We start from the raw sequence: 23,702 nt of genomic DNA, 5'->3' as shown, positions 1-23,702 counted from the left end.
TCCGAGGGTGATCAGAGCCTAGCCGCGGCGCATCCGCGCGACCCAGGCCTGGCGTATGACGCCATGTTGTGTCAAGGGGGGCGGGGTGTCGGTGCAGTGTGGTTTGCTTTCTCCACGCTCCGGAAAGGGCCCGTATGTCGATCGAGTTCCGCTCCGTCACGAAGAGATTCCCCGATGGCACCGTCGCGGTCGACGCGTTCGACCTCGTGATCCCCGCCCACAAGACCACGGTCTTCGTCGGTTCGTCGGGGTGCGGCAAGACCACGCTGCTGCGCATGATCAACCGCATGGTCGACCCCTCCGACGGTGACATCGCCATCGACGGCGAGAGCGTGCTCGACAAGGATGCCGTGCGGCTGCGTCGCAGCATCGGATACGTGATGCAGAACTCCGGGCTCATGCCGCACTTCACCGTCGTGGAGAACATCTCCACCGTCCCGGTGCTCGAGGGGACGCCGCGGAAGAAGGCGCGCGAGCGCGCCCTCGACCTCATGGACACCGTGGGCCTCGACCGCGCGCTCGCCGACCGGTATCCGAGCCAGCTCTCCGGCGGGCAGCAGCAGCGCGTCGGAGTGGCGCGCGGACTCGCCGCCGACCCGAACATCCTCCTGATGGACGAGCCGTTCGGCGCGGTCGACCCGATCGTGCGGACCGACCTGCAGCAGGAGCTCATCCGCCTGCAGAGCGAACTCGGCAAGACCGTGGTCTTCGTCACCCACGACATCGACGAGGCGTTCCTCCTCGGCGATCAGGTCGTGATCCTCGAGAAGGGAGCGAAGATCGCCCAGGTCGGCTCCCCGAGCGAGATCGTCGAAAACCCGGCCACCGACTTCGTCGCGAGCTTCATCGGCGTCGACCGAGGATCGCGCGCCCTGACGCTCAAGAAGACCGATCGCGGAACGGTGGTGGTCGACAGCGCCGGACGCACGCAGGGGGCGATCGTGGGAGACGCTCCGTGACCTGGGTCCTGAACAACCTCGACCTCATCTGGGAGCTGACGGTGGTGCACCTCCGTCAGTCGGTGATCGCGATCGTCCTCGGGTTCCTGCTCTCGATACCGCTCGGGTGGGTGGCGTGGCGCTTCCGGGTCGCACGGGGCGGCATCCTGACCGTCACCGGTCTCCTGTACACGATCCCGTCTCTCGCGCTCCTGATGATCATGCCGATCCTCATCGGGCTCCCCCCGTTCAACGAAGTGAACCTGATCATCGCGCTGGCGGTGTACGCGATCGCCCTCATGACACGGTCCGTGACCGACGGCCTCGACTCGGTCGACCCCGCTGTCCGTCTCTCCGCCACCGCGATGGGGTACGGCACCGCGCGCCGCTTCTGGGCTGTCGACTTCCCGCTCGCCGGCCCGGTAATCCTGGCCGGCCTCCGGGTGACCGCGGTGAGTACGATCGCCCTCGCCACCGTCGGGGCCCTGATCGGAGTGACCAACCTCGGGTACCTCTTCACCAACGGCCTGCAGCGCCGCATCATCGCCGAGGTCGTCGCCGGCATCGTCGCGGTGGTGCTCATCGCGGTGATCATCGACCTCGTTCTCGTCGCGGCCGGACGCATCGCGATGCCGTGGACGCGCGCACAGCGCCGTCGGGCCCGACGCGGCGCCGTGCCGCTGGAGGTGAGCGTCGCGTGAACCTCATCCTCGACGCCTTCGCCTGGATCTTCTCCGGCGACCCCGGCCGCGGGCTCGCCCCGATCCCCGTCGCCCTCGGCGAACACCTGTGGTTCACCGTGCTCTCCGTGCTCATCGCCGCGCTGATCGCCGTTCCGGCGGGGTGGGCGATCGGCCACACCGGCAAGGGGCGCGACGTCGCCGTGGCGATCTCGGGTGCCGCTCGCGCCATCCCGTCCTTCGGGCTGCTGATCCTCCTCGTGCTCCTCCTCGGCGTGCTGCGGAGCGCGGAGGCGGCCGTCATCACCTTCGTCCTGCTCGCGATCCCCTCGATCCTCGCCGGGGCCTATGCCGGGTTCGAGGCGATCGATCGGAAGGTCATCGACGCCGCCCGGGCGATGGGGATGACCCCGTGGCAGGTGCTGTGGCGGGTGGAAGTGCCGCTCGGCCTCCCGCTTCTCGTTGCGGGCCTCCGCGCCGCGACCCTGCAGGTCGTGGCGACCGTCACCATCGCCGCGTACGTCAACCTCGGCGGGCTCGGGCAGTACATCATCGCCGGCATCCCGCTCCGTCGCTTCGACATCGTGCTCGGCGGCGCGATCCTCGTCGCCGCCCTCGCGCTCGTGCTCGACGGGCTCTTCGCGCTGTGGCAGCGCGTGGCCACACCCGCCGGCATCCGTGCCGCCACCCGCCACCATTCCGGTCCCGCGCGCTCCTCCCGTCGCGCCGCGACCGCCTGACCGTCCCCTTCCCGCACCATCACACAACAGAGGAAAATCACATGTTCACAGCAAAGAAGTCCCGCCTGGCCCTCGCGGCGGCGCTCCTGACCGGTGTGTCGCTCGTGGCCGCCGGGTGCGCCTCCAGCGACCCGCTGGCCCCTGAGACCGAGGCGCCCGCCGCGGGCGGCGAGACCAGCGAGACGATCGTCATCGGATCGCAGGCCTACTACTCCAACGAGATCATCGCCGAGATCTACGCCCAGGCCCTCGAGGCCGGCGGATTCGAGGTGTCGCGCGACGCCTTCAACTCCGGTCAGCGCGACGCGTACATCCCGGCCCTCGAATCGGGTGAGATCACCCTGTTCCCGGAGTACTCGGGCAACCTCCTGCAGTACTTCGACCCCGAGACCGAGGCGCGCACCGCGGACGAGGTCTACGCCGCGCTCCCCGACGCGCTGCCCGAGGGCCTGAGCGTCCTGGACCAGTCGACCGCGACGGACCAGGACTCCTACACCGTGACCGCCGCGTTCGCGGAGGAGAACGGCCTCGTCGAGATCGGCGACCTCGCCGACGCTGCGGGCCCGATCACCCTGGGCGGACCGCCGGAGCTCGCCGAGCGCCCCTACGGCCCGGCGGGCCTGGAGGAGGTCTACGGCGTGACAGTGGAGTTCTCCCCCACCGCCGACACCACCTTCGAGGCGCTCGAGGCGAACACGATCCAGGTCGCGAACATCTACACCGCCGACCCGCGCATCCAGACCGGCGACCTCGTCGTCCTCGAAGACCCCGAGGGCCTGTTCCTCGCCTCGAACGTCGTCCCGGTCGTGAGCGGCGAACTGCCCGACGGCGCCGCCGAGATCCTCAACGAGGTCAGCGCCGCGCTGACCCCCGAGGGTCTCGTCGCCCTGAACGTCCAGAGCACCGAAGACCAGGAGTCGACCCCCGACATCGCCGCCGCGTGGCTGTCGGAGAACGGTCTCGTCTGATGGCCGGCCTCGTCTGAACGAACCGAACGCCCCCGGCCCGCGCACGGCGCACCGGGGGCGTTCGGCATCCTCCCTTTGCCCGGGCGCGTCGACCTCAGAAGGCGCGGAGGTTCGCGTGCAGCCCGCCCGGGAGGAAGTCACGCCGCAGGATGCCGCGACGCCGGAGGATCGGCACGAGCTCGTCCAGCATCCGATGCACGGTGACCGGGTGCAGATCCCCCCACAGGAGGACCCCGTCGTTGCCCCACTCACCGAGCTCCTCGATGAGGTCGGCGAACTCGTCGGCGGTGCCGACGAACCCGGACCGGTCGGAGATGCGCCCCAGGGTCGACAGCGCGGTCAGGTGCGCGCGCAGCGGTGCGGTGGCGACGTCGCGATCGCCGACGAGACGACGGATGCTGCCCTGCGACACGTTCTCACCGAAGACCTCGGCGGGCAGGGGAGCCTCCAGGTCGAGGGCCGTCAGGTCGGTCTCGAGATCGCTGGACTGGCGCCGGGCGATCTCGCGGAGCGCGGCGTCGTCGGGGTGCCCGGAGGCCGCGACGATCCGGTCCGCCTCCTCCGCGCTCGCCACCAGCACCGGCTGGATCGCGAAGAGGATGCGGACGTCGGATGCCGCCCGACCGCGCTCGGCCGCGGCGGCGTGGATGCGCGCACGGTAATCCCTGATGCTCGCCTCCGTGAGCGGGGCGAGGGCGAGCTGGATGTCGGAGTTCGCGCCCGCGAACGCCAGGCCGCGCCCGGATCCGCCGGGTGAGGCGATGACCGGCTCGCCCCGCTCGAAGGGCAGCGCGTTGAGGGGTCCGTCGAAGGCGTAGTACTTCCCGCGATGGCGGACGGCGTCGAGCCTGTTGCCGTCGGCGTAGACGCCCGACACCGGGTCGGCGACGAGCGCACCGTCCTGCCAGCTGCGCCACAGCGCGCGCAGCGCCCCGAGCCACTCCTCGGCGCGGTCGTAGGCGGCGTCGTGCCCGAGCGGCGGCGCGTCACCGAAGTGCCTGGCGCTGCCGGTGTCGGTGACGACGTTGAGACCCAGGCGGTGATCGCTGAGGTGCTGGAGCGTCGCGAACTGCCGCGCCGCGGTATACGGGAGCGTCCCGGCGGGGTTCACCGTCGGGATCACTCCGAGATGCTGCGTCGCCTGGAAGAGGTAGGGGGCGAGGAGCAGCGGATCGTGCTTGGGCCCGCCGAAGGCGTGTCGGACGCGCAGGTCGATCGTGTCGGCCGACCCCAGGGACGGGGCATCCTCGATCAGGACGAAGTCGAACCCCGCCCGCTCGAGCTCGCGCGCAGACTGCCGGTAGAGCTCGGGAGCAGTCCATCGCCAGTCCCAGTCCAGGTACGGGTGGCCCCAGCCGTGCGGACCGAACCCGCGCGCGAGGAACCACCCGAAGTGCTGGAGGCGACTCACGCCGGCACCGGTTCCGCCGCCGCCCGCCCCGCGGCCACCTGCCCGGCATCCACCCGTCCGGTCTCCGCGGCCGACAGCGCACCCGCGAGATCGGCGATCAGATCGTCGACGTCCTCGATCCCGATCGACAGGCGCACGGTGCCGGGATGCACCCCGACGGCGGCACGCTCGGCGTCGGTCAGGTGGGCGTGGCTGGTGGAGGCGGGATGCAGAGCAAGCGAGCGCACGTCGCCGAGGTGGGTCATGTGGGTGATGAGCGCGAGCGCCTCGATGAAGCGGCGCGCCGCTGCGACGCCGTCCTCGCCCGCCAGGGTCACCGTGAAGACCGATCCCGTCCCGTCCGGCAGGTATCGGCGGGCGAGGCGATGCGAGGGGTGCTCCGGCAGCCCCGGGTGATCCACGCGCTCCACCCCCGGCTGCGCGGCGAGCCAGCGCGCGACGCGGAGGGCGGTGGCGCTCTGTCGCTCGACGCGCAGGCTGAGCGTCTCGAGCCCCTGGCCGATGAGGAACGCGTTCAGCGGCGACGGGGTGGGGCCGAAGCGGGGCGCGAGGTCGTCGCGGGCGTAGGCGATCCGCGCGTCGCCTCCGGCACGTTCGACCGCGCTCGGTCTCCCGTCCCTGCCGCGGGTGACCAGGTGCGGGTAGCGTCCAGCCGCCGACACGGGGTCGAACCGACCGCTGTCGACGATCACGCCGCCGAGCACGCTGCCGTGGCCGGCGAGGAACTTGCTCGCCGAGTGCACGACGACATCCGCACCGTGCTCGATCGGGCGGAGCAGATAGGGCGTGGCGAAGGTGCTGTCCACGACGAGCGCGATGCCGTGGCGGCGCCCGACAGCGGCGACCGCGGCGATGTCGAGGACGCGGCCGGCGGCGTTGGAGATCGACTCGGCGAAAAGCGCACGGGTGTGGGGACGGATGCCCGCCTCCCACGCGCGGGGGTCGTCGATGTCGTCGACGAAGTCGACCTCGATGCCGAACCTCTCGAGGTTGTCGCGCAGGAGTCCCCGCGTGCCCTCGTAGATGTGGGTCGAGGCGAGGATGTGGCCACCCGCCGAGACGAGGCTGAGAAGGGCGATCGTCGTCGCCGCCTGCCCGGAGGCGACGAGCAGCGCGCGCGTTCCGCCCTCGAGATCGGCGAGCGTGCGTTCGACCTGGTCGACGGTGGGGTTCCCGACCCGGGTGTATGCGAAGCCGTCGGCGCCGCCGAAGAGCGCGGCGGCGTCGTCGAAGCTCTCGAAGCGGAACCCCGCCGTGAGGTAGATGGGTGTCGCGCGTGGCTCCGCAGATCGCACCCGCGCACCGTGCACCTGCCGCGTCGTGAATCCCGCGTGCCCCATCATTCCGTCCTCCCCGGGCGGTGCACGCGCCCGCGCGCTCCGTCAGAGCATCTTGGGGCCGCCCGCGGGCACACCCCAACTTCCCGCGTCGCCGTGTTACGACGGCCGTTCCCCGGGACGTTCCGCGAGCGACCCCGGGCGCGCGGCGCGCGAGGCCGGGGTTCCTCCCCCTGCCCCCGGGGGTCGGCGCTCGCTATCGTCGGGCCATGTCCCCCGACACCGCGCACTCCCCCGGCACGTTGCGCGAACCAGGCGCGTCCGCGATGGCGCAGTGCCTCGCGGTGCAGGAGCGCGCCCGCCCCCGGTCGGCGTGGGCACGCCTCGTCGGGCGCAGCCCCGTGTGCGAGGACGCCCTGCCGTGGTACGTCGGCGCGGTCGCCGAGCGCGAGGTCGCCGCGCGCCTGCACCGACTCGGGCCGGACTGGGTCTCCGCCGCGGGCGTCCGCCTCGACGCGCACGCTCCGCCCGTCGAGCTCGTCCTCGTCGGCCCGGGCGGGGTCTATACGGTGACCACGAAGTTCCTGCAGGATGCCCGTGTGCGGGTCGGAAGCCTCCGTCTCCTCGTCGACGGGACGCGGATGCCGTACGTGCGGGCCGCGCGGGAGGAAGCTGCCCGCGTCCGCTCGGTGCTGTCGGCACCACCACCGCTGCCGCGATCCGGACACCCCGCCCCGCCGGCTCCGGCGGTGGCCGTCACGCCGCTCATCGTGGTCGTCGGGGCGCGTCGCGTGGAGCTGGTCGATCCCCCGCGCGACGTCGTCGTCCTGCGCGACCGGGCGCTCACCCGGTGGCTCCGCCGCCGCCCCCGGATCTTGGAGGGAGTCGCGCGCGCCATCGTCGTCGATCGCCTCGCCGCCGCGGCGTCCGCTCCGCTCGTGCTGAGCGGCCGAGGCGCCGCGAAGACCGAGACCGACCTCACCCGCCCGCCGGACGTCGTCGCCTTCGCCGCCCTCCGCCGGCAGGTGCGCAGCGCCGCCGCCGTCCGCGGGCTGTGGCTGGCGCTGTTCATCCTCGTCGCCGCCGCCGTGCTCGGCCTCGGAGCCCTTCACATCGAAGGGCTCCTCGGCTTCACCGGCTGACCGGGACCCGCTCCGTTTTCGCCGTCGCCCGCGCCCGTGCGGCGTGGCGGGAGTGCTGGATGACGCTGAGCGCCACCGTCACCGCGAGGAGGGCGTACAGCACGATCGTGATCGGCGAGGAGACCAGGACGGTCGGGTCGCCTTCGGACACCGCCAGCGCCCGACGCAGCTGCGTCTCGGCGAGGGGTCCGAGGATCGCGGCGATCAGCACCGGGGCCAGCGGGATCGAGAAGTGCCGCATGGCGAATCCGACGACGCCGATGCCGAGCGCCATCCACAGGTCGACCGGCCGCGAGGCGATGGCGTAGATGCCGAGCATCGCCATCACCGTGATCCCGGCGTAGAGGTAGTGACGGGGGATGAGGAGGAGCTTGGCCCACACCGCCGCGAACGGCAGGTTGATGATCAGCAGGATGATGAGCCCGAGGAAGAGGCTCGCCAGGAGCGGCCACACGAGGTCGCCGCTCCGCTCGAACAGGAGGGGTCCGGGCTGCATGCCGTACTGCTGGAAGGCCGCGATCATCATCGCCGCGGTGGCGGAGGTCGGAAGCCCCAGTCCGAGGAGCGCGCCCATGGCCGAGCCGGCGGTGGCGTTGCCGGCGGCCTCCGGGGCGGCGACGCCCTGGATCGCGCCGCGCGTGCCGAAGTCGGTGTCGCCGCGGCGACGGGCCAACCGCTTCTCGGTGCCGTAGGCGAGGAAGGTGGGAACCTCGGAGCCGCCCACGGGGATCGCGCCGAACGGGACGCCGTACGCGGTGCCGCGGAGGAATGCCGGCAGCACCATCTTCCACTCGCGCCACGACAGCAGCGGGGAGCCGGTCGGCTTCACCAGGCGCGCCGGGCCGTCGCCGCGACGGATGTGGGAGGCGACGTGGATCACCTCGCCGAGGGCGAGGAGTCCGACGGTGACCACGATGATCGAGATGCCGTCGAAGAGGACGGGGCTTCCGAGGGTGAAGCGCTCGGTGCCGCTCATGCCGTCGATGCCGACCAGCGCGAGGGCGAAGCCGAGCCCCAGGGCGACGAGGCCGCGGACGATCGAGTCGGCGACCACGGCCGAGATCGCCACGAAGGCGAACACCGCGAGGGCGAAGTACTCGGCGGGGCCGAAGACGGTGGCGAGCTGCACGATGTACGGGGAGAAGAAGACGACCAGGACGCACGCGATCGTGCCGCCGATGAAGGCGCCGATCGCCGAGGTCCCGAGCGCCTTCGCGGCCCGGCCGTCCTTCGCCATGCGATGGCCCTCGAAGGTTGTGGCGATCGCGGAGGAATTGCCGGGTGTGTTCAGCAGGATGCCGGACGTGGAATCGCCGAAGAGCCCGCCGAAGTAGATGCTGGCGAACATGATGAACGCGCCGGTCGGATCGAGGCTGAACGTGACCGGCAACAGGAGCGCGACGGCCATCGCCGAGCCGAGGCCGGGGAGCACACCGACGGCGGTGCCGAGGATCGCGCCGATGACGAGGAAGAGGAGGTTCTGCGGGGTGAAGGCGACCGCGAACCCCTCCATGAGGTTTCCGAGCTGATCCATCAGAGGATTCCTTCCAGGAAGCCGGCGGGCAGGGAGAGCCCGAGTCCGGCGCCGAACGCCAACTGCACGGATGCCGACATGATCACGCCGATGGCGATGTCCATGAGCGGGCGGCGACTGCCGAACGCCCAGGCGACAACCCAGAAGAGCGCCGCCGCCGACAGCAGCCAGCCGGCGAACGGCAGGACGAGGATGAAGCCGGCGAGCGCGCCGATCGTGATCACGACGGTCTTGACGTCGATGGAGCCGCGGCCGGAGCCGCCGACGCCTGCAGCGGCGCCGGAGTCTTCGGGAGAGACCACGCGGATCTCGCTCGTGGCGTCGATCCCGCCCAGGTCGCGCAGCATCTCGTCCGAGATCTCCACGGGGTCGTCCGCGACGTGCGGACGCTGCGGTGCGCGGAGGACGTCGATCGCGAGGGCGACCCCCACGACGTAGAGGAACACCGCGACGATGATCGGGAAGAAGGTGGGACCGGGGAACGCGGCGCCCTCCGGGATCTCCATCGTGACGATGCCGGCGGTGAGGGCCACCGCCAAAGCGATCACGCCGGCGACGATGATCAGCTCGCTCCGGCCGGTGTACCAGCGCGGCATCCGCTGCACCCGAAGGGTTCCCGTGGTGGGCGGGGCCGGGTCGTTCCCCGGCCCGAGGTCGATTCCTGCGCTCACAGTCCGAGCTCCTCGATGATCTGCGCCGTGCGGCGGCTTTCCTCGGAGATGAAGGCGGCGAACTCCTCGCCCACCATGAAGCTGTCGACCCAGCCGTTGCGCTCGAGCACCTCGGCCCACGCTTCGGTCTCGCGGAGCTCGGTGAGCATCGCCACCAGCTCGTCGCGGACCTCGTCGGAGACCCCCGGCGGGGCGACGTAGCCGCGCCAGTTCGACATGGCCACATCGATCCCCTCCTCGCGGAAGGTGGGGACGTCGATGCCGGGCACCGGCTCCTCCGCCGACATCCCGAGTGCGCGGAGGTTGCCGGAGGCGATCTGGTCGCGGAATTCGTTGTAGCCCGAGAGGCCCGCCTTGGCGGTCTTGGACAGGAGCGAGGTCACGACCTCACCGCCGCCCGGGTAGGCGAGGTAGTTGACCGCGGCGGGATCCGCCCCGGCCTCCTTCGCCAGGAGTCCGGCGAGGAGGTGGTCGATGCCGCCGAGGGAGCCGCCTGCGATCGCCGTGCCGCCGGGGTTCGCGGCGAGGTCCGCGGCGAAGTCGGCGAGCGTCTCGTAGGGCGAGTCGGCGGGGACGACGAGGACGTTGAAGTCGTCCGCGAGGCGCGCCACCGGGACGACGTCCTCGAGGGTCACCTGCGAATCGTTGATGAGGATGCCGCCGACCATGACACCGCCGGTGACCATCATCAGATCGTGCCGGTCGCCCATCTCTGCGACCTGCGCGATTCCGATCGTGCCGGAGGCCCCCGGGACGTTCACGACCTGCACGCCCTGGGCGATGTTGTCGGCGCGCATGACCTGCTGCGCCTCGCGGGCGAACGCATCCCATCCGCCGCCCGGGGCCGCGGGGGCCACGAGGGTCACCTTCGTGCGGGGACTGGCCGCACCCCCGGTTCCGGCGGCGTGGACCGCCGCGGTGAGGAAGAGCGCTCCCGCGAGCACTCCCACGATCGTTCCGGTGATTCTCCGACGCATCTTCGCCTCCCTCGCGGACGCCGTCGTGGCCGCGAATGTGGGAGGTAGACTCGCACCGCGCGCCCCCCGGCGGGCAGGCAAGACGACTTTCGCTCATTGATGCTCACGGCGACGACGTCCGGCACGGCGCGAGCAGCACGCGACGGAGGAGCCGATGACGACCTCGACCGGCATCCGTCGCCTGCGTCTGCTGCCGTTGCTCGTGGTGCAGTGCCTGGTGGTCCTCGCGTGCGTGGCGATCACGACCCTCGTCGCGACCTCTGTGCAAGAGCGGACGCTGCGTCAGGTCACGACCGAACGCGTGCTCGACGTCTCGCGGAGCCTCGCCGCGCTCGACCAGGTGCGGACGGCGGTGACCGACGACCGCGCCGCCGCGATGGCGGAGCTGCAGCCCCTCGCCGACCTCATCGAACAAGCCGCCGGCGTCGACTACGTGGTCATCACGGATGCCGACGGCATCCGCCTCACGCACCCCACCGCGTCCCAGCGCGGGCTGAAGGTCTCCACCGACCCCGCCGACGTCCTCGCGGGCGAGACGTTCGTGGGCACCGAGACGGGGACGCTCGGACCGACGCTCCGCGCGAAGGTGCCCGTGACCGCGGACGGCGTGGTCGTCGGGACAGCGTCGGTCGGCATCCTGGAGAGCGAGATTGCGGCCGATTTCGATCAGGCGATCGCCGCCCTCCTGCCGTGGGTGCTCGCATCGGTCGTGGCCGGCTGCGCGATCAGCGCGGCGCTCGTGGTCGCGCTGCGCGGACGGGTCCGGCGGCTCGAGGACCGCGCGCGGGAGGCCGAGACGCAGCGACGCATCGCGGGCGCCCTCCGGGACGCCACGCACGAATTCCGCACACGCCTGCACGTCATCCGCGGCCTCGTCGCCGAGGGGGACGCCGACGCGGCGCTCCAGTACGTCGACGGCATCGCCCCGGTCTCGACCCCCGGTTGGGACGCGCCGGACGTCGCCGACCCCGCCCTCCGCGCGCTCGTCACGGGCCTCGCCGACGACGCCGCCGGCGCCGGCGTGGCGCTCGAGCTCGATCCGCTCACGACCGTCACGCCCTCGGTGATGACGGATGCCGATCTCGTCGTCATCGCGAACCTCTGCCGCAACGCGATCGAGGCGGCGAGCGAGCACCCCGCCGCCGGCCGCGTGCGGCTCCTGGTGGTCGCGGACGCGCACGCCGTGCATATCGTCGTCGACGACGACGGCCCCGGCATCCCGGATGCCGCGCGCCTGCGCATCTTCGAGCGCGGCGTGACGACGAAGACGCCCGAGGGCACGGCCGCGGCACCGGACCGCGGTGTGGGGCTCGACATCGTCCGCCGCGAGATCGCGGCCCGCGCCGGGACGATCGAGGTCGGGCGGTCCGCGTGGGGCGGCGCCCGCTTCACCGTCGACATGCCCGCCGCCCCGGCGGAGGTCCGGCGATGACCGGAGGACACGCGGCGAGCGGGGATCAGATGAGCGCCCCGCCGCCGATCCGCACCCTCATCGTCGACGACGACCCCGCCGTGGTGCGTCTGCACACCGCGTACCTCGCCGAGCTGCCGCGCTTCCGCCTCATCGGCACGGCGCGGACGGGTGCCGCCGCCGCCCGGCTCGCCGCCGACCGCGCCGTCGACCTCGTGCTGCTGGACATGAACCTTCCCGATTTCAGCGGCATCGAGGTGCTGCACCGGCTCCGCCTCGTTCGGGAGTGGGATGTCGACGTGATCGTCATCAGCTCCGCGCGCGACACCTTCACCGTCCGCCAGGCACTCGCTGCGCACGTGGCGGGGTACCTCGTGAAGCCCTTCACGAAGGAGGCGTTCGCGGCGCGGCTGAGCGAGTATGCCGATCGACGGCCCGCCCGCCCGAGCGAGACGGCCGTGGGCCTCGGACAGGGGCAGATCGACGGGCTGGTGACCCCGCCGGGCGCGGTGCCCGCCGCCGCGGCATCCGATCCTCTGTCGCTGCCCCTTCCCAAAGGACTGTCGGCATCGACGCTCGCCCGCGTCGTCGCGGCGCTCGACACCACCGTGCCGGTGAGCGCGCGGAGCCTCGCCGATGAGCTCGGCGCCTCCCGCGCGACCGTCCGCCGGTATCTCGATCACCTCGCCTCGACCGGTGGCGCCACCGTGTCGCACCGCTTCGGCGCGCGCGGGCGGCCCGAGGTGCTCTACCGCCTCACCCCGTGAATCGGCGCCGGACGACCGACGACTAGCACGTCACCGGAGCTCTCACAATCCCCGGCACGACCGCCGGGTTCGGGTCTACCGTCGACCTCGTGACCACGAACACGACGAAGACCAACAAGCGCCGCCCCGCGCGCCGGGGCGCCGAACTGACCGCCGAGCAGAACGCCGAGCAGGGGTTCCAGGCCTCCGAGCAGCTGAGCGAGAGCATGCAGAAGGTCCTCGTGGACCTCATCGAGCTGTCGCTGCAGGGCAAGCAGGCCCACTGGAACGTCGTCGGCCGCAACTTCCGCGACACGCACCTTCAGCTCGATGAGATCATCGACGCCGCGCGCGAGTTCGCCGACACCATCGCCGAGCGCATGCGCTCGCTGCACGCCCTTCCGGACGGCCGCAGCGACGTCGTCGCCGAGACCACCACGCTCCCGGAGTTCCCGCAGGGCGAAATCGACACGACCGAGGTCGTGGACCTCATCACCGAGCGCCTGGACGCCGTCTGCACGACGTGCCGCGAGGTGCACGACGGCATCGACGAGGAAGACCCCACGAGCGCCGATCTCCTGCACGAGATCCTCGGCCGTCTCGAGCAGCTGTCCTGGATGGTCAGCGCGGAGAACCGCACGCCGAAGCGCTGAGACCTCCCGGCCTCACTCCCCGTGCCGCTTGCGCATCTGCGCGAGCGGCACGGCCATGCGGTGGTTCTCCCGCAGACGCTCCTCGTGCGCTTCGAGGAAGTCCCAGTACGCGGTGGTGAAGGTCGACTCGCGCGCCGCCTTCTGGGTGGGCCACCACGAGCCCATCCGCTGCAGGTAGGCCCCACCGGAGATGTACGGCTTCGTGGCCACTCCCCCGCCATCGGCGTACTGGCTCATCCCCTGGACGTTGGGGACCATGACCCACTCGTAGGCGTCGACGAAGAGGGCGCTGAACCACTCGAACACCGCGCGCGGGGCGTACCCCTGCAGCAGGAACCAGTTGCCGAGCACCATGAGGCGCTCGATGTGGTGGGCGTAGCCGGTGGCCAGCACGCGTTCCAAGACGGTGCGCACCGGCACCGGCAGGTCGTCCGGAATACCCACCCCGTCGTACCACCAGGGCTCCAGCTCCCGGCGGAGCGCGAAGTGGTTGGCATCCCGCAGGTGGGGCCACGCGCGGTAGGCGCCGCGCATGTACTCGCGCCAGCCGATCACCTGCCGCACGAAACCCTCGAGGGAGTTCAGCGGCACGCCCTCGGCATCCGTCGCCGCCTCGATCACCTCGTCGACCGTCAGCAGCCCGATGTTCAGGGCGGGGCTGAGGATCGAGTGGAAGAGGAACGGCTCGTCCGCCGCCATCGCATCCTCGTAAGGGCCGAACTGCGCGAGGCGGCGCGCGACGAAGTCGGCCAGCCAGCCGCGCGCTTCGTCGGGCGTCACGGGGAGCCAGAACCGCGCGGGGTCCCCCGGGTGGTCCGGGAACCGCTCGGCGATCTCGGAGATCACCTCCCGCGTGATGTCGTCGTGCTCCAGCGGCGGCAGCGGCGGGATGTCGATTCCGCCCTTCGGGAGCGGCTCGCGATTGTCGGCGTCGAAGTTCCAGCGCCCGGCGGCGGGCTTCGCTCCGTCCATGAGGACGCCGGTGCGGCGGCGCTGCCAGCGGTAGAAGTCCTCCATGCGAGCGCTCGGATGCCCGGCGAACCAGTCGTCGAGCTCGGCGGCGGGGGTGAGGAACAGCGCGTCGGGGTACACCCTCGAACGGAGGCCCTCCTCCTCGCACAGGCGTCGCAGGCGCGCGTCGACCCCGCGATCGGTCGCGCTCATCCAGGCGAGACCGTCGATGCCGTGGGTGCGGACGAGCTGCCGCACACCGTCGGCGAACCCCCGGCCCTCCGCCAGCGGCACCCGCTCAACCCGGCGTCCGGCCGCCTCGAGGGCCGCGGCGGTGTGGCGCATCGCCGAGAGGATCAGCACCATCTTGTGCGCGTGATGCGGACGCCGCTCGAACACCGCCGGCGACTCCACGAAGAAGAAGACGTCGATGTCGTCGTCGACGAAGGCGGGATGGGCGTCGAACTGCTGCGTTCCGAGGATCAGTGCCGCCTTCACCAGGCCATCCTGACACCCGCGGCGAGCACGGGGACGCATTGTTGTCAAGCGACCCTCACCCCCTCCGGCAGTGGATACGCTCGCGCCATGGGAACCCAGATGGCGATCGATCGCATCGCCCAGGCGCCGACCATCGTCTCGGCTCTGCGCGCCGCGGAAGAGCTCGCGGTGGAAGCCGGCCGCGACCCCGGCGTGAGGACGCTTCGCCTTCTCACGGCAGCCCTCGCGGGCGACGACGACATCATCGTGCTCGCGGCCGTCCACGCCCTCGCCGAGATGCAGGACGCGGATGCCGGGACACTCCTCTGCGAGCTGCTGCGCGATCCGCGCCCGTGGGTGCGCGAGCACGCCGCGTGGGCTCTCGGCCAGTCGATGCCGCAGACGCACGCGATCGCCGCGCTCATCCGTCTCGTCGCAGGCGGCGGATTCACCGGAATGCTCGCCCAGCAGACGCTGGAGAAGTGGTCGTCGCCGGCCGGGGAGACCCTCGTCGTCGCGCTCGAGTCGGCGCTCCTCGGCGGGTGGGATGTCGCCGCGCGCACCCGACTCGTGGAGACGCTGGGCCTGGTGCGGCATCCGTCAGCCGACGGGCCGCTGCGGCGGTTCGCGTTCGATACCGCCGAGAGCGACGGGGTCCGCGAAGCCGCGATCGCCGCCCTCGGCCAGCGCGCCGACGCCCAGGGGCAGAGCGAGCTCGAACGACAGCTCGACGCCCTCGTCGACGCCGGCGGGCGGCTCGGCGACGTGGCGCGTCTCGCTCTGATCGACCTCGACCCGCCGCCCACTGCCGCCCCGCGCGAGGGCCTCACCGTGGCGCAGCTGTTCCTCCACGCCGACATCGACCCCAGCCTGTCGTCCGCCGGCGCGGGCGACAACGGCGGGATCGCGACCCTCCTCGTGCGGCTCGGCGATGCCCTGCTGTCGGCCGACGACACCCCCGCCGGCCTCGACGGGGCCGGGGTCGCGGTCACCCGGGTCCTCACCCTCTCGCGCGGCTCCGTGCAGGCCGCCAGCGGCGACCTCCTCACGGTCGCGGGGACCGCCTCCGGCCACGTCTACGGCCGCGTGCCGCTCGGCACCGCCTCGACCGGATCGGCCGCCGCGTGGCCGTTGCGCGTGGCCGCGCGGCGCGGCATCCGTCGGCTCCTGCGTGCGGCGGGGCGCATCGACGTCCTGCACCTGCGCATGGCCGACGTCGGGTCGCTCGCCGCCGCCGACGTCGCGCGCGAACTCGGCATCCCCACCGTCTTCACCGTCGCTCCAGACCCGCACAGCGTCATCGCCTCGATGGACCGCTCGGGCGCACTCACCCGCTCCGGATTCGGCACGGTGGACCAGCGCGAGCACTTCTGGTTCCGCACGCGGCTGGTGCAGGGACTCGCCGCATCGGCATCCCACACCGTGTTCTTCCCCCGTCCCGAGCTCGCCCGCGACATGCGCGAGCTCGTCGGCATCGACCTCGCCGAGCACCCGGATCGGCGCACCGTCGTCGCCGAGGGCGTCGACCTCGAGGTGATCGACCGGGACGTCGCCGCGGCGGCGTACCCGGGAGCGAGCCCGGATCTGGCCGAGATGCTGGACGCCCTTCCGGCCGAGCGCCGGCGCCTGCCGCTGCTCCTGTCCGTCGGGCGCCTCCACAAGGTCAAGGGAATGGCGACGCTGGTTGCCACGTGGGCGGGTTCCGCCCTCTCGGAGCGGGCCAATCTGCTCATCGTCGGCGGTGATCTCGACAGCCCCTCCCCCGATGAGCGCGAGCAGCTGGACCTCATCGCGCAGGCCGTGCCCGAGGACGCGTGGTCCGCGCGGGGCTTGCTCATCGCCGGGCACCGCCCGAATGACGTCACCGCGCGCTGGCTCGCCGCCGCACGCCTGGGAATGCCGGGACGCGCTGCGCCGGGTGGTGCCTACGTCTGCGCGAGCATGAAGGAGGAGTTCGGTCTCGCGCTGCTCGAGGCGATGGCAGCGGGCCTCGTCGTGGTCGCCCCCGACGGCGGCGGGCCCGCCACCTACGTGCTCGACGGCGACACCGGCTTCCTCACCGCGACGTGGGATTCCGCGCGCCTGGAGGAGGCCGTGGATGCAGCGCTCGATCGGGCCGCCGAAGCCGCCGCGGACTCCGACGGAGACCTCGCCCGCCGTGCTCGCCGCATCGTCGCCGACCGCTTCACCATCCAGGCCATGGCGCGAGCCCTCGCCCCCGTCTACCGCGGCGTCGCGGCGGCGGAAGAGGAGATCGTGCGCGCAGCGACCGGAATCCCCGCATGACCCTGCTGGTCATCAGCCCGGACTACGCCTCCCACCTCCTGCCCCTGGCGACGCTCGCCACGGCGTGGACGGATGCCGCGGAGAATGTCGTGGTCGCCACCGGACCCGCCACAGAACCGCTGGTCCATCGCTTCGGCTTCCGGCGGGTCGACCTGCCGCTCGGACGCGGGGCGAACGCGGGGGTGATCCGCGCCGAGGATCAGGTTACCGAAGAGGCCGATTCCCTCGCCGGGTTCTTCGCCGCCACGAGGCGCGGAATGGTCGAGACTCTGACCTATCAGGCGCGCGAGCGTCTCACCGACCTCATGTGGGACCCGGTGGGCCGTGCGCAGGCGACCCTGCGAGTGGTGGAGCAGGTGGCGCCGAGCGCGATCCTCGTCGACCACCTCGCTTTCGGTGCGCGCCTGGCGCTGCACACGGCCGGCATTCCCTACGCCGATGTGGTGCTCGGTCACCCCACCGCCCTGCCCGTGGGTGACGAGGTCTACGGATACCCGCCGTCGTGGCCCTCCACCCTCTCCGCCGACGCCGCAAGCCTCGAGGCGCTCCGCGCGATCTGCGACGAGGTGTCCTCGCGCTTCACCGCGCAGTGGAACACGGCGGCCGCCGAGCTCGATCCCGACGCGACGCCCGTGGCGGACGCGTTCCGCCTGCACGGCGAGACCGTCCTCTACAACTATCCGGCCGAGCTCGCGAAGGGTGACGGCCGGGTCCTGCCGCCGCACGTCTTCCTCGGGTCGGCGCAGCGCGTCGAGCCCCGTGATGGCGAGGTGGAGTCGTGGCTGGCCGTGGACGAGCCGTTCGTCTACGTCAGTCTCGGCAGCTTCCTCTCCGTGCGCGACGATGTGCTCGCCCGTCTGGCCGAGGCGTTGCGCGCCCTGCATTCCGCGACCGGCATACGCGCCGCCATCGCGTCGGGGAGCACGCCGATGGAACGGCTCGGACCGATCCCGGAGAGCTGGCTCGTCCGCGAGTACCTCCCGCAGGTGCGCCTGCTCTCGCGGGCCCGGGCGGCCGTGACGCACGGCGGGAACAATTCGGTGACCGAGGCCGTGGGACAGGGGGTGCCGCTCCTGGTGCTTCCGATGTCGACGGATCAGTTCGCCGGGGCGGCCGCTCTCGAACGGACCGGCCTGGGTGTCGCCGCCGACCCGAACGCGGCGGGTCCCGATGAGCTCCGCTCGGCCCTCGAGACGCTGTGTGCGGATGACTTCGCCGGGCGAGCGCCTCTCGCTGCGATCGCGGAGGGTCAGCGCCGCGCGCCCGGCGCACACCGCGCCTTCGAGGCCGTCACCGGCACCACCCGCTGACCCCGCCCGGGCGCCCCGCCCGCGCCAGACGCGTACCCAACTCCTCCGATCCGCGGCACTTGGGCCCGAAACCGGCCCCGCACCCACCCCCGGACCCCGTCTTTGAGGAGTTCGGCCCGCCCCGGCCCCGCACCCGCCCGCCCCATCCCGTGGCACACCGCCCACGGGCCTACGGCCCCGGCCGCGTACCGAACTCCTCCGATCCGCGGCCCAAAGGCCCCAAACCACCCTCGAACACGACCTCCGCCCCCGTTCTGGAGGAGTTCGGCCCGCCCCGGCCCCGCACCCGCCCGCCCCATCCCGTGGCACACCGCCCACGGGCCTACGGCCCCGGCCGCGTACCGAACTCCTCCGATCCGCGGCCTACGGGACCGAAACCGGCCCCGCGCGGGCCTCCCGCCGACGTTTCTGAGGAGTTCGGTACGGCCCGGGGCGGGTCAGGTCACGCGGGCGGATGCGGCGTCGACGGCGGCGTCGGTCGCGCCGCCCGTGCGGGCGAGCAGCCACACACCCGCGAGCGCTCCCGCCCCCGCGAGGACGAACACCGCGAAGCTCCAGGGGGGCGCGCCGGCGGCCTCGCCCAGCACCGTGATGCCCATGACGACCGCGACGAACGGGTCGACCACCGTCAGCCCCGCCACGACCAGCTGCGGCGAGGCGACCGTGTGCGCGACCTGCACGAAGGTGATCGAGAGGGCGCCGGCGACCACGATGGCCAGGAGGCATGCGAGGGTCAGGAGGTTGTTCTCGTCCAGCCGGTAGTCGGCACCGGCGACGGCCGTCTGCACGCGGAGGATCACCGTCTTCCCGAGCGTGGCGACGAATCCGGAGAACAGCCCTCCGAGGATCACGTACCCGCCCGCCCGCAGCCCCCGTCCGCGGCGCACGGCGAACGCCGCGCCGGTCGCGGCGAGCACGACGCCGAGCACCGCGAGCACGGCGATCAGCTGCGCGTCGGTGATCGTCGCCTGCGTGCTCACCGCCGCCGCGACCGACACGAACACGCCGAGACTCACGACGCTGAGCGCGATCGCACCGATCTCGCCGAGGCGCGGCGGCGTACGGGTGATCACGGCCGTCAAGAGGGAGGAGAACACCAGAGCCGCGACACCCACCGGCTGCACGACCATCAGCGGCGCGAAGGCGAGCGCGGCGAGTTGCGCGAGGATGGCGAGTCCGAACAGCACCGAGCCGACCAGCCACGACGGCTGGCGGGCGAGAGTCCACAGCGCCGCCGCACCCGCACCCGGATTCGCGCGCACCCGCGCCGCCACCCCGAGGGACTGCAGGTGATTGCCGACGGTGAGCAGCGCCGCGGACAGCAGCGCGAACCCGATGCCGAGGTAGGAGAACGACGCGATCGTGGTCACCGGCGCAGCACCTTCTCCAGGGCCTTGCCGCGCGCGAGCTCGTCGACGAGCTTGTCGAGATAGCGGATCTGCTGCATGAGGGGGTCGTCGATGTCCTCCACTCGGATGCCGCACACCACCCCGGTGATCAGCGAGACGTTCGGGTTGATCCGGGCGTCGGCGAAGAAGTCCCGGAAGGTCACGCCCTCGTCGAGGATGCGCGCGAGATCGTCGGAGTCGTACCCGGTGAGCCACGTGATGACGGCGTCGAGCTCGGCCTGCGTCCGCCCCTTGCGCGCGAGTTTGGCGACGTAGAGGGGATACACGGAGGCGACGCTGTCGCTGAAGATCCGGTGCACGAGCGCCATCCTAGGGGCGCCCTTTCTGAGTGTCGCGTCCAGCAAACACACGGGAAGCGCCCAGACGGGGTGGGCAGACTCGGGGACTTGTGCCCGCCCGAGGGCACCGTGCGCCGGCTTTCGCGGCGCGGACATTCCCACGGATTCGGTTGTTTTCTATGCGCTCCACGTCTGCAGATGCCCTCACTCGCCGCTCCCGCCGGGCCCACCGCCGCGCTCAGCGCCGCGTCGGAATCGTCGCCGCCGCCGCGACCTTCAGCCTCATCGCCGTCGCCGGCGTGACGGCGCTCCCGACCTCGGAAGCCGAAGCCTCGACCTCGTCCTTCGGCGACATCACCCTCGCCTCCTTCTCCACCACCGTCGAGCCGACCCCCGTGGTGAGCCTCTCCGGCACCGATGAGATCTCCACGGCGGTGCGGACGGCCCTCGCTGACGCGGATGCCGCGCTCGAAGCATCCGTCGAGGTGTCCTCGCAGGTGGAGGCGTCGGGTCTCGACCTCGGCGACGCCGAGACCGACATCGACACCGATGCGCTGGAGGATGCCGCCGAGCGCCTCACCGCGTCGCTCGACCTCCCCGCCCCACTCCTCCCCGGCATCGCCGAGCAGGTCTCTGACGCCGTCTCGGCGGTCGAGAAGCGCGTGGATGCGGTGCGGACCGACCTCGAAGCGGCGCAGAAGGCCGAGGCCGAGCGCCTCGCCGCCGAGGCGGAGGCCCAGCGCATCGCCGAGGAGGAGGCCGCTGCTGCCGCCGCCGCCGCCGAGGCCGCTGAGGCTGCGACGTCGACCGGTTCGTCCTCGGCATCCGCTGCCCCCTCCCGCCCCGCGGGCGTCTACACGCCGGCCGGCGACGCACAGTCGATCGCCTACGGCATGCTCGGCGGCTACGGCTGGGGCGATGACCAGTTCGGCTGCCTCGTGGAGCTGTGGAACAAGGAGTCCGGCTGGAACTCGCAGGCCTACAACGCCTCGAGCGGCGCGTACGGCATCCCGCAGGCCCTCCCGGGCAGCAAGATGGCTTCGGCCGGCGCCGACTGGGAGACCAACGCCGCCACCCAGATCTCGTGGGGCCTCGGCTACATCGCCGGTCGCTACGGCTCGCCGTGCGGCGCGTGGCAGCACTCGCAGTCGGTCGGCTGGTACTGATCCCACGCACTCTCCGCGCACCGTGAACGGCGCCGGGGGACGCCGCGAGTCGGCGTTTCCCGGCGCCGTTTTCGTTTCCGGGCGGGAGCCGGGCGTAGCGTGGGACGCATGGCCGCCCCCGGATCCCGTCGCGCGCGAGCGGCGCGTCGACGCACTCACCGGGTCGCGGCATCCGGGAGCGATCTGACGGATGCCGAGTGGCAGAGGATCCTCGACGCGTGGCGTCGCTGCGCCTACTGCGGCGTCGACGGCGTCGCCCTGCAGCGGGACTGCGTGCTGCCCATCTCGCGCGGGGGCCGCTACACGCTCGAGAACGTCGTCCCGGCGTGCCGCTCGTGCAACGCGTCGAAGTGCAACGCGGAGGTGACCGGGTGGATGCGGCGCCGACGCCTCGACGAGCCGGCGTTCCTGCGCGCGTGGGTCGAGATCGGCCGCGAGCTCCGCGCCCCGATCGCCTGAACGCCCGCGCGTGCCCCGCGTCAGCCGTCCGACGTCCGGGTGTGCAGCCGCTCTCCCTCGGCGTTGAAGATGCTCAGCACCTCGGCGCGACGCGGCCCGGGCGCCCACATCGCGTGCGGCTCGCGGGTGTCGAACTGCGCCGCCTCCCCGCGTCCGAGATCGAGCTCCTCGTCGCCGAGACGCAGCCGCAGTCGCCCCGAGAGGACGTAGAGCCACTCCCAGCCGTCGTGCACGCGCGGCTCGGGCGTCTCGCTCCGCGGCTCGTAGACGATCTTGAAGGCCTGCACGGGCGATTGCTCGACGGTGAGCGGCGCGATCGTCATCCCCTCCGCGCGGCGTGCGGGGCGGCGCACCCGCGGATCCCGCGCGGGTTCGACGAGGAGATCGTCGATGCGGATGCCGAGTGCCCGCGTCACCGGGAGCAGGAGCTCGAGGCTCGCCTGGCGCTTCCCGGACTCCAGCCGCGACAGGGTGCTGGGCGAGATCCCGGCTGCGCGCGACAGGTCGTCGAGCGTCCACTCGCGGGCGCGCCGGGCTTCACGCAGGCGCGGCCCGAGTCGGTCGAGTTCGCCCACGACATCCCCCTCTTGCTGATTTCGCATACTGGCTTGCCATCATTGCACTCCTGCTCGCACGATGGGCACATGCACACCTGGGATGCCCTCATCGTCGGTTCCGGACCCGCGGGCCTTGCCGCGGCTCTCATGCTCGGCCGCGCGCGCCGCCGCGTGCTGGTCGTGGACGACGACCTGCCGCGCAACCGCTTCGCCGCCCATATGCACGGCGTCGTCGGGTTCGACGGTGTGCCGCCGGAAGACCTCGCCGCCCGCGGTCGCGCGGAAGCCGAGGGCTACGGGGTCGTCTTCCGGAGCGCCCGCGTCACGGGCGTCGCGGACACAACGCCGGGGCAGGATGCAGGGCTCCGTGTGACGGTCACCGGCGGCGACACCCTGACGGCGCGCGTCGTGATCGCCGCGAGCGGCGTCGTCGACGAGCTCCCGGCGATCCCGGGCCTCGCCGAGCACTGGGGGACGCACGTGCTGCACTGCCCGTACTGCCACGGCGGGGAGGTGCGGGACCGCAGGCTCGGCGTGCTGCTGACGTCGCTCTTCGGTCTCCATCAGGCCGACCTCCTCCGGCAGTGGAGCGCCGATCTCACCGTGTTCACGCAGGGCCTCGCGCTCGACGACGATGCGCGACGCCGCATCGAAGCGCGCGGCACCCGCATCGTCGCCGCGCCCGTGACGGCCCTCACGAGCGCGGACGGAGCCCTCACCGGCGCCACCCTCGCGGACGGCACGACCGTCCCGCTCGACGCGCTCTTCGTCGCGGCGGTCCCGCGCCCGCGCGACGCGTACCTCGATGCCCTCGACCTTCCCCGCGACGAGAACGTACCGGGTCGCCCGATCGCGACCGACCCGCAGGGCCGCACCGCGCACCCGCGGGTGTGGATCGCGGGCAACATCGCCCAGCCGTACGCCAACGTTCCGCTGTCGCTCGGGCAGGGATCGATGGCGGGCGCCGGGGTGAACATGGTCCTCGTCGAGGACGACATCCGGACGGCGCTCGCCACGGATGCCGCGCCTCCGGCCGACCCGGCGGCCCGCTGGGAGGCGCGCTACGCCGAGCGGCCCGCCATCTGGTCGGGCCGGGTCAACGCCGCCCTCGCCGACGTGGTGGCCTCCCTTCCGCCGGGTCGCGCGCTCGACCTCGGGTGCGGGGAAGGCGGAGACGCGGTGTGGCTGGCCCGCGCGGGCTGGCAGGTCACGGGTCTCGACATCTCTCCGACGGCGGTCGAGCGTGCCCGCCGCGCCGCAGATGACGCCGGAGTGGGCGAGCGGACGCGGTTCGTCGCGACCGACCTCGCTGAGGTCTCCGCGTTCGAGCCCGCCGACCTGGTGATGGCGAGCTTCCTGCACTCCAAGGTCGACCTCCCGCGCACGGCTATCCTCCGTCGCGCCGCGGCCGCCGTCGTCCCCGGGGGCCGTCTTCTCGTGATCGGTCACGCCGAGCCGCCGCCGTGGGCGGGCCACCACGGCCGGCACGCGCCGATGTCCACGCCCAGCGAGGATCGCGCGGCACTCGCCCTCGACCCGGCGGAGTGGGAGGTCGAGATCGAGGACCTCCGCGCGCGCCCCGCGACCTCACCCGACGGCGAGGCGGTGACCCTCCGCGACGGCGTCCTGCTTCTCCGCCGGCGCTGAGCCGGCATCCGCGC

Annotated in this window: 22 protein-coding genes; 13 read left to right on the top strand and 9 right to left on the bottom strand. The window is 72.4% G+C overall.

Features of this window, described 5'->3' with window-relative positions; genetic code table 11:
- Positions 1-134: 134 nt before the first annotated feature.
- The 4 genes from LTL01_RS04465 to LTL01_RS04450 are packed head-to-tail and all read left to right on the top strand — an operon-like array spanning position 135 to position 3,326.
- The gene (locus LTL01_RS04465; RefSeq protein ID WP_236967570.1) at positions 135-959 is read left to right on the top strand and encodes an ABC transporter ATP-binding protein; all 825 of its coding nucleotides are present in this window, start codon (positions 135-137) and stop codon (positions 957-959) included.
- Positions 956-1,639 carry an ABC transporter permease gene (locus LTL01_RS04460; protein WP_236967569.1) on the top strand — a complete coding sequence of 228 codons (684 nt, stop codon included), beginning with the start codon at positions 956-958 and terminating at the stop codon, positions 1,637-1,639. The genes LTL01_RS04465 and LTL01_RS04460 overlap by 4 nt, the downstream gene beginning before the upstream one ends.
- Positions 1,636-2,358, top strand: coding sequence for an ABC transporter permease (locus tag LTL01_RS04455; protein WP_236967568.1), 723 nt, complete (start codon positions 1,636-1,638; stop codon positions 2,356-2,358). The genes LTL01_RS04460 and LTL01_RS04455 overlap by 4 nt, the downstream gene beginning before the upstream one ends.
- Positions 2,359-2,399: 41 nt before the next feature.
- Entirely contained in the window at positions 2,400-3,326 is a 927-nt protein-coding gene (locus LTL01_RS04450) for an ABC transporter substrate-binding protein (protein WP_236967567.1), read from the top strand.
- 94 nt (positions 3,327-3,420) lie between these two features.
- On the opposite strand, the gene LTL01_RS04445 is transcribed toward LTL01_RS04450, so the two are convergent.
- Together LTL01_RS04445 and LTL01_RS04440 are read right to left on the bottom strand one after the other, a co-directional pair.
- A complete protein-coding gene (locus LTL01_RS04445) occupies positions 3,421-4,737 on the bottom strand; it encodes an LLM class flavin-dependent oxidoreductase (RefSeq protein ID WP_236967566.1) in 1,317 nt (438 codons plus the stop codon).
- Positions 4,734-6,077, bottom strand: a complete 1,344-nt coding sequence (locus tag LTL01_RS04440) for an O-acetylhomoserine aminocarboxypropyltransferase/cysteine synthase family protein (protein ID WP_236967565.1) — start codon at positions 6,075-6,077, stop codon at positions 4,734-4,736. Before LTL01_RS04440 ends, LTL01_RS04445 begins: the two co-directional genes overlap by 4 nt.
- Before the next feature lie 206 nt (positions 6,078-6,283).
- On the opposite strand from LTL01_RS04440, the gene LTL01_RS04435 reads away from it, so the two are divergent.
- The gene (locus tag LTL01_RS04435; RefSeq protein WP_156305188.1) at positions 6,284-7,156 is read left to right on the top strand and encodes a hypothetical protein; all 873 of its coding nucleotides are present in this window, start codon (positions 6,284-6,286) and stop codon (positions 7,154-7,156) included.
- On the opposite strand, the gene LTL01_RS04430 is transcribed toward LTL01_RS04435, so the two are convergent.
- The 3 genes from LTL01_RS04430 to LTL01_RS04420 are packed head-to-tail and all read right to left on the bottom strand — an operon-like array spanning position 7,146 to position 10,338.
- Entirely contained in the window at positions 7,146-8,690 is a 1,545-nt protein-coding gene (locus LTL01_RS04430) for a tripartite tricarboxylate transporter permease (protein ID WP_053547833.1), read from the bottom strand. The two genes, LTL01_RS04435 and LTL01_RS04430, sit on opposite strands and share 11 nt — an antisense overlap.
- Entirely contained in the window at positions 8,690-9,361 is a 672-nt protein-coding gene (locus tag LTL01_RS04425; RefSeq protein WP_236967564.1) for a tripartite tricarboxylate transporter TctB family protein, read from the bottom strand. The genes LTL01_RS04430 and LTL01_RS04425 overlap by 1 nt, the downstream gene beginning before the upstream one ends.
- Entirely contained in the window at positions 9,358-10,338 is a 981-nt protein-coding gene (locus tag LTL01_RS04420; protein ID WP_236967563.1) for a Bug family tripartite tricarboxylate transporter substrate binding protein, read from the bottom strand. Before LTL01_RS04420 ends, LTL01_RS04425 begins: the two co-directional genes overlap by 4 nt.
- A 154-nt stretch (positions 10,339-10,492) precedes the next feature.
- Here LTL01_RS04420 and LTL01_RS04415 point away from each other — a divergent pair, with 154 nt between their 5' ends.
- From LTL01_RS04415 to LTL01_RS04405, 3 genes are all read left to right on the top strand, one after another.
- Positions 10,493-11,770, top strand: a complete 1,278-nt coding sequence (locus LTL01_RS04415; protein WP_236967562.1) for a sensor histidine kinase — start codon at positions 10,493-10,495, stop codon at positions 11,768-11,770.
- A gap of 29 nt (positions 11,771-11,799) precedes the next feature.
- A complete protein-coding gene (locus LTL01_RS04410; RefSeq protein WP_236967561.1) occupies positions 11,800-12,516 on the top strand; it encodes a response regulator in 717 nt (238 codons plus the stop codon).
- Positions 12,517-12,605: 89 nt separating this feature from the next.
- The gene (locus LTL01_RS04405) at positions 12,606-13,148 is read left to right on the top strand and encodes a Dps family protein (RefSeq protein ID WP_053547828.1); all 543 of its coding nucleotides are present in this window, start codon (positions 12,606-12,608) and stop codon (positions 13,146-13,148) included.
- A gap of 12 nt (positions 13,149-13,160) precedes the next feature.
- Here LTL01_RS04405 and LTL01_RS04400 read toward each other — a convergent pair whose 3' ends face one another.
- Positions 13,161-14,597, bottom strand: a complete 1,437-nt coding sequence (locus tag LTL01_RS04400) for a cryptochrome/photolyase family protein (RefSeq protein WP_236967560.1) — start codon at positions 14,595-14,597, stop codon at positions 13,161-13,163.
- An 87-nt stretch (positions 14,598-14,684) separates the two neighbouring features.
- Here LTL01_RS04400 and LTL01_RS04395 point away from each other — a divergent pair, with 87 nt between their 5' ends.
- Together LTL01_RS04395 and LTL01_RS04390 are read left to right on the top strand one after the other, a co-directional pair.
- A complete protein-coding gene (locus tag LTL01_RS04395) occupies positions 14,685-16,862 on the top strand; it encodes a glycosyltransferase (protein ID WP_236967559.1) in 2,178 nt (725 codons plus the stop codon).
- Positions 16,859-18,172 carry a nucleotide disphospho-sugar-binding domain-containing protein gene (locus LTL01_RS04390; RefSeq protein WP_236967558.1) on the top strand — a complete coding sequence of 438 codons (1,314 nt, stop codon included), beginning with the start codon at positions 16,859-16,861 and terminating at the stop codon, positions 18,170-18,172. Before LTL01_RS04395 ends, LTL01_RS04390 begins: the two co-directional genes overlap by 4 nt.
- A gap of 437 nt (positions 18,173-18,609) precedes the next feature.
- Here LTL01_RS04390 and LTL01_RS04385 read toward each other — a convergent pair whose 3' ends face one another.
- Both LTL01_RS04385 and LTL01_RS04380 read right to left on the bottom strand, forming a co-directional pair.
- Complete coding sequence (locus LTL01_RS04385; RefSeq protein WP_236967557.1) at positions 18,610-19,542, bottom strand: multidrug DMT transporter permease; 933 nt, start codon at positions 19,540-19,542, stop codon at positions 18,610-18,612.
- Complete coding sequence (locus tag LTL01_RS04380) at positions 19,539-19,880, bottom strand: DUF2200 domain-containing protein (RefSeq protein ID WP_236967556.1); 342 nt, start codon at positions 19,878-19,880, stop codon at positions 19,539-19,541. Before LTL01_RS04380 ends, LTL01_RS04385 begins: the two co-directional genes overlap by 4 nt.
- 158 nt (positions 19,881-20,038) lie before the next feature.
- On the opposite strand from LTL01_RS04380, the gene LTL01_RS04375 reads away from it, so the two are divergent.
- Together LTL01_RS04375 and LTL01_RS04370 are read left to right on the top strand one after the other, a co-directional pair.
- Positions 20,039-21,025, top strand: a complete 987-nt coding sequence (locus LTL01_RS04375) for an aggregation-promoting factor C-terminal-like domain-containing protein (protein ID WP_236967555.1) — start codon at positions 20,039-20,041, stop codon at positions 21,023-21,025.
- Between the two features lie 108 nt (positions 21,026-21,133).
- Positions 21,134-21,484, top strand: coding sequence for an HNH endonuclease (locus LTL01_RS04370; RefSeq protein ID WP_236967554.1), 351 nt, complete (start codon positions 21,134-21,136; stop codon positions 21,482-21,484).
- 20 nt (positions 21,485-21,504) lie between these two features.
- On the opposite strand, the gene LTL01_RS04365 is transcribed toward LTL01_RS04370, so the two are convergent.
- Entirely contained in the window at positions 21,505-22,059 is a 555-nt protein-coding gene (locus LTL01_RS04365) for a helix-turn-helix domain-containing protein (protein WP_236967553.1), read from the bottom strand.
- 69 nt (positions 22,060-22,128) lie between these two features.
- On the opposite strand from LTL01_RS04365, the gene LTL01_RS04360 reads away from it, so the two are divergent.
- Positions 22,129-23,688 (top strand): bifunctional NAD(P)/FAD-dependent oxidoreductase/class I SAM-dependent methyltransferase, encoded by a 1,560-nt coding sequence (locus LTL01_RS04360; protein WP_236967552.1) that lies wholly within the window; start codon positions 22,129-22,131, stop codon positions 23,686-23,688.
- The last annotated feature ends 14 nt before the right edge of the window (positions 23,689-23,702 follow it).

Source organism: Microbacterium aurantiacum (assembly GCF_021654035.1).
Lineage (GTDB): Bacteria > Actinomycetota > Actinomycetes > Actinomycetales > Microbacteriaceae > Microbacterium > Microbacterium aurantiacum.
Note: the sequence above shows the minus strand (reverse complement) of the source record. Positions and strands in the feature narration are given on the sequence as shown.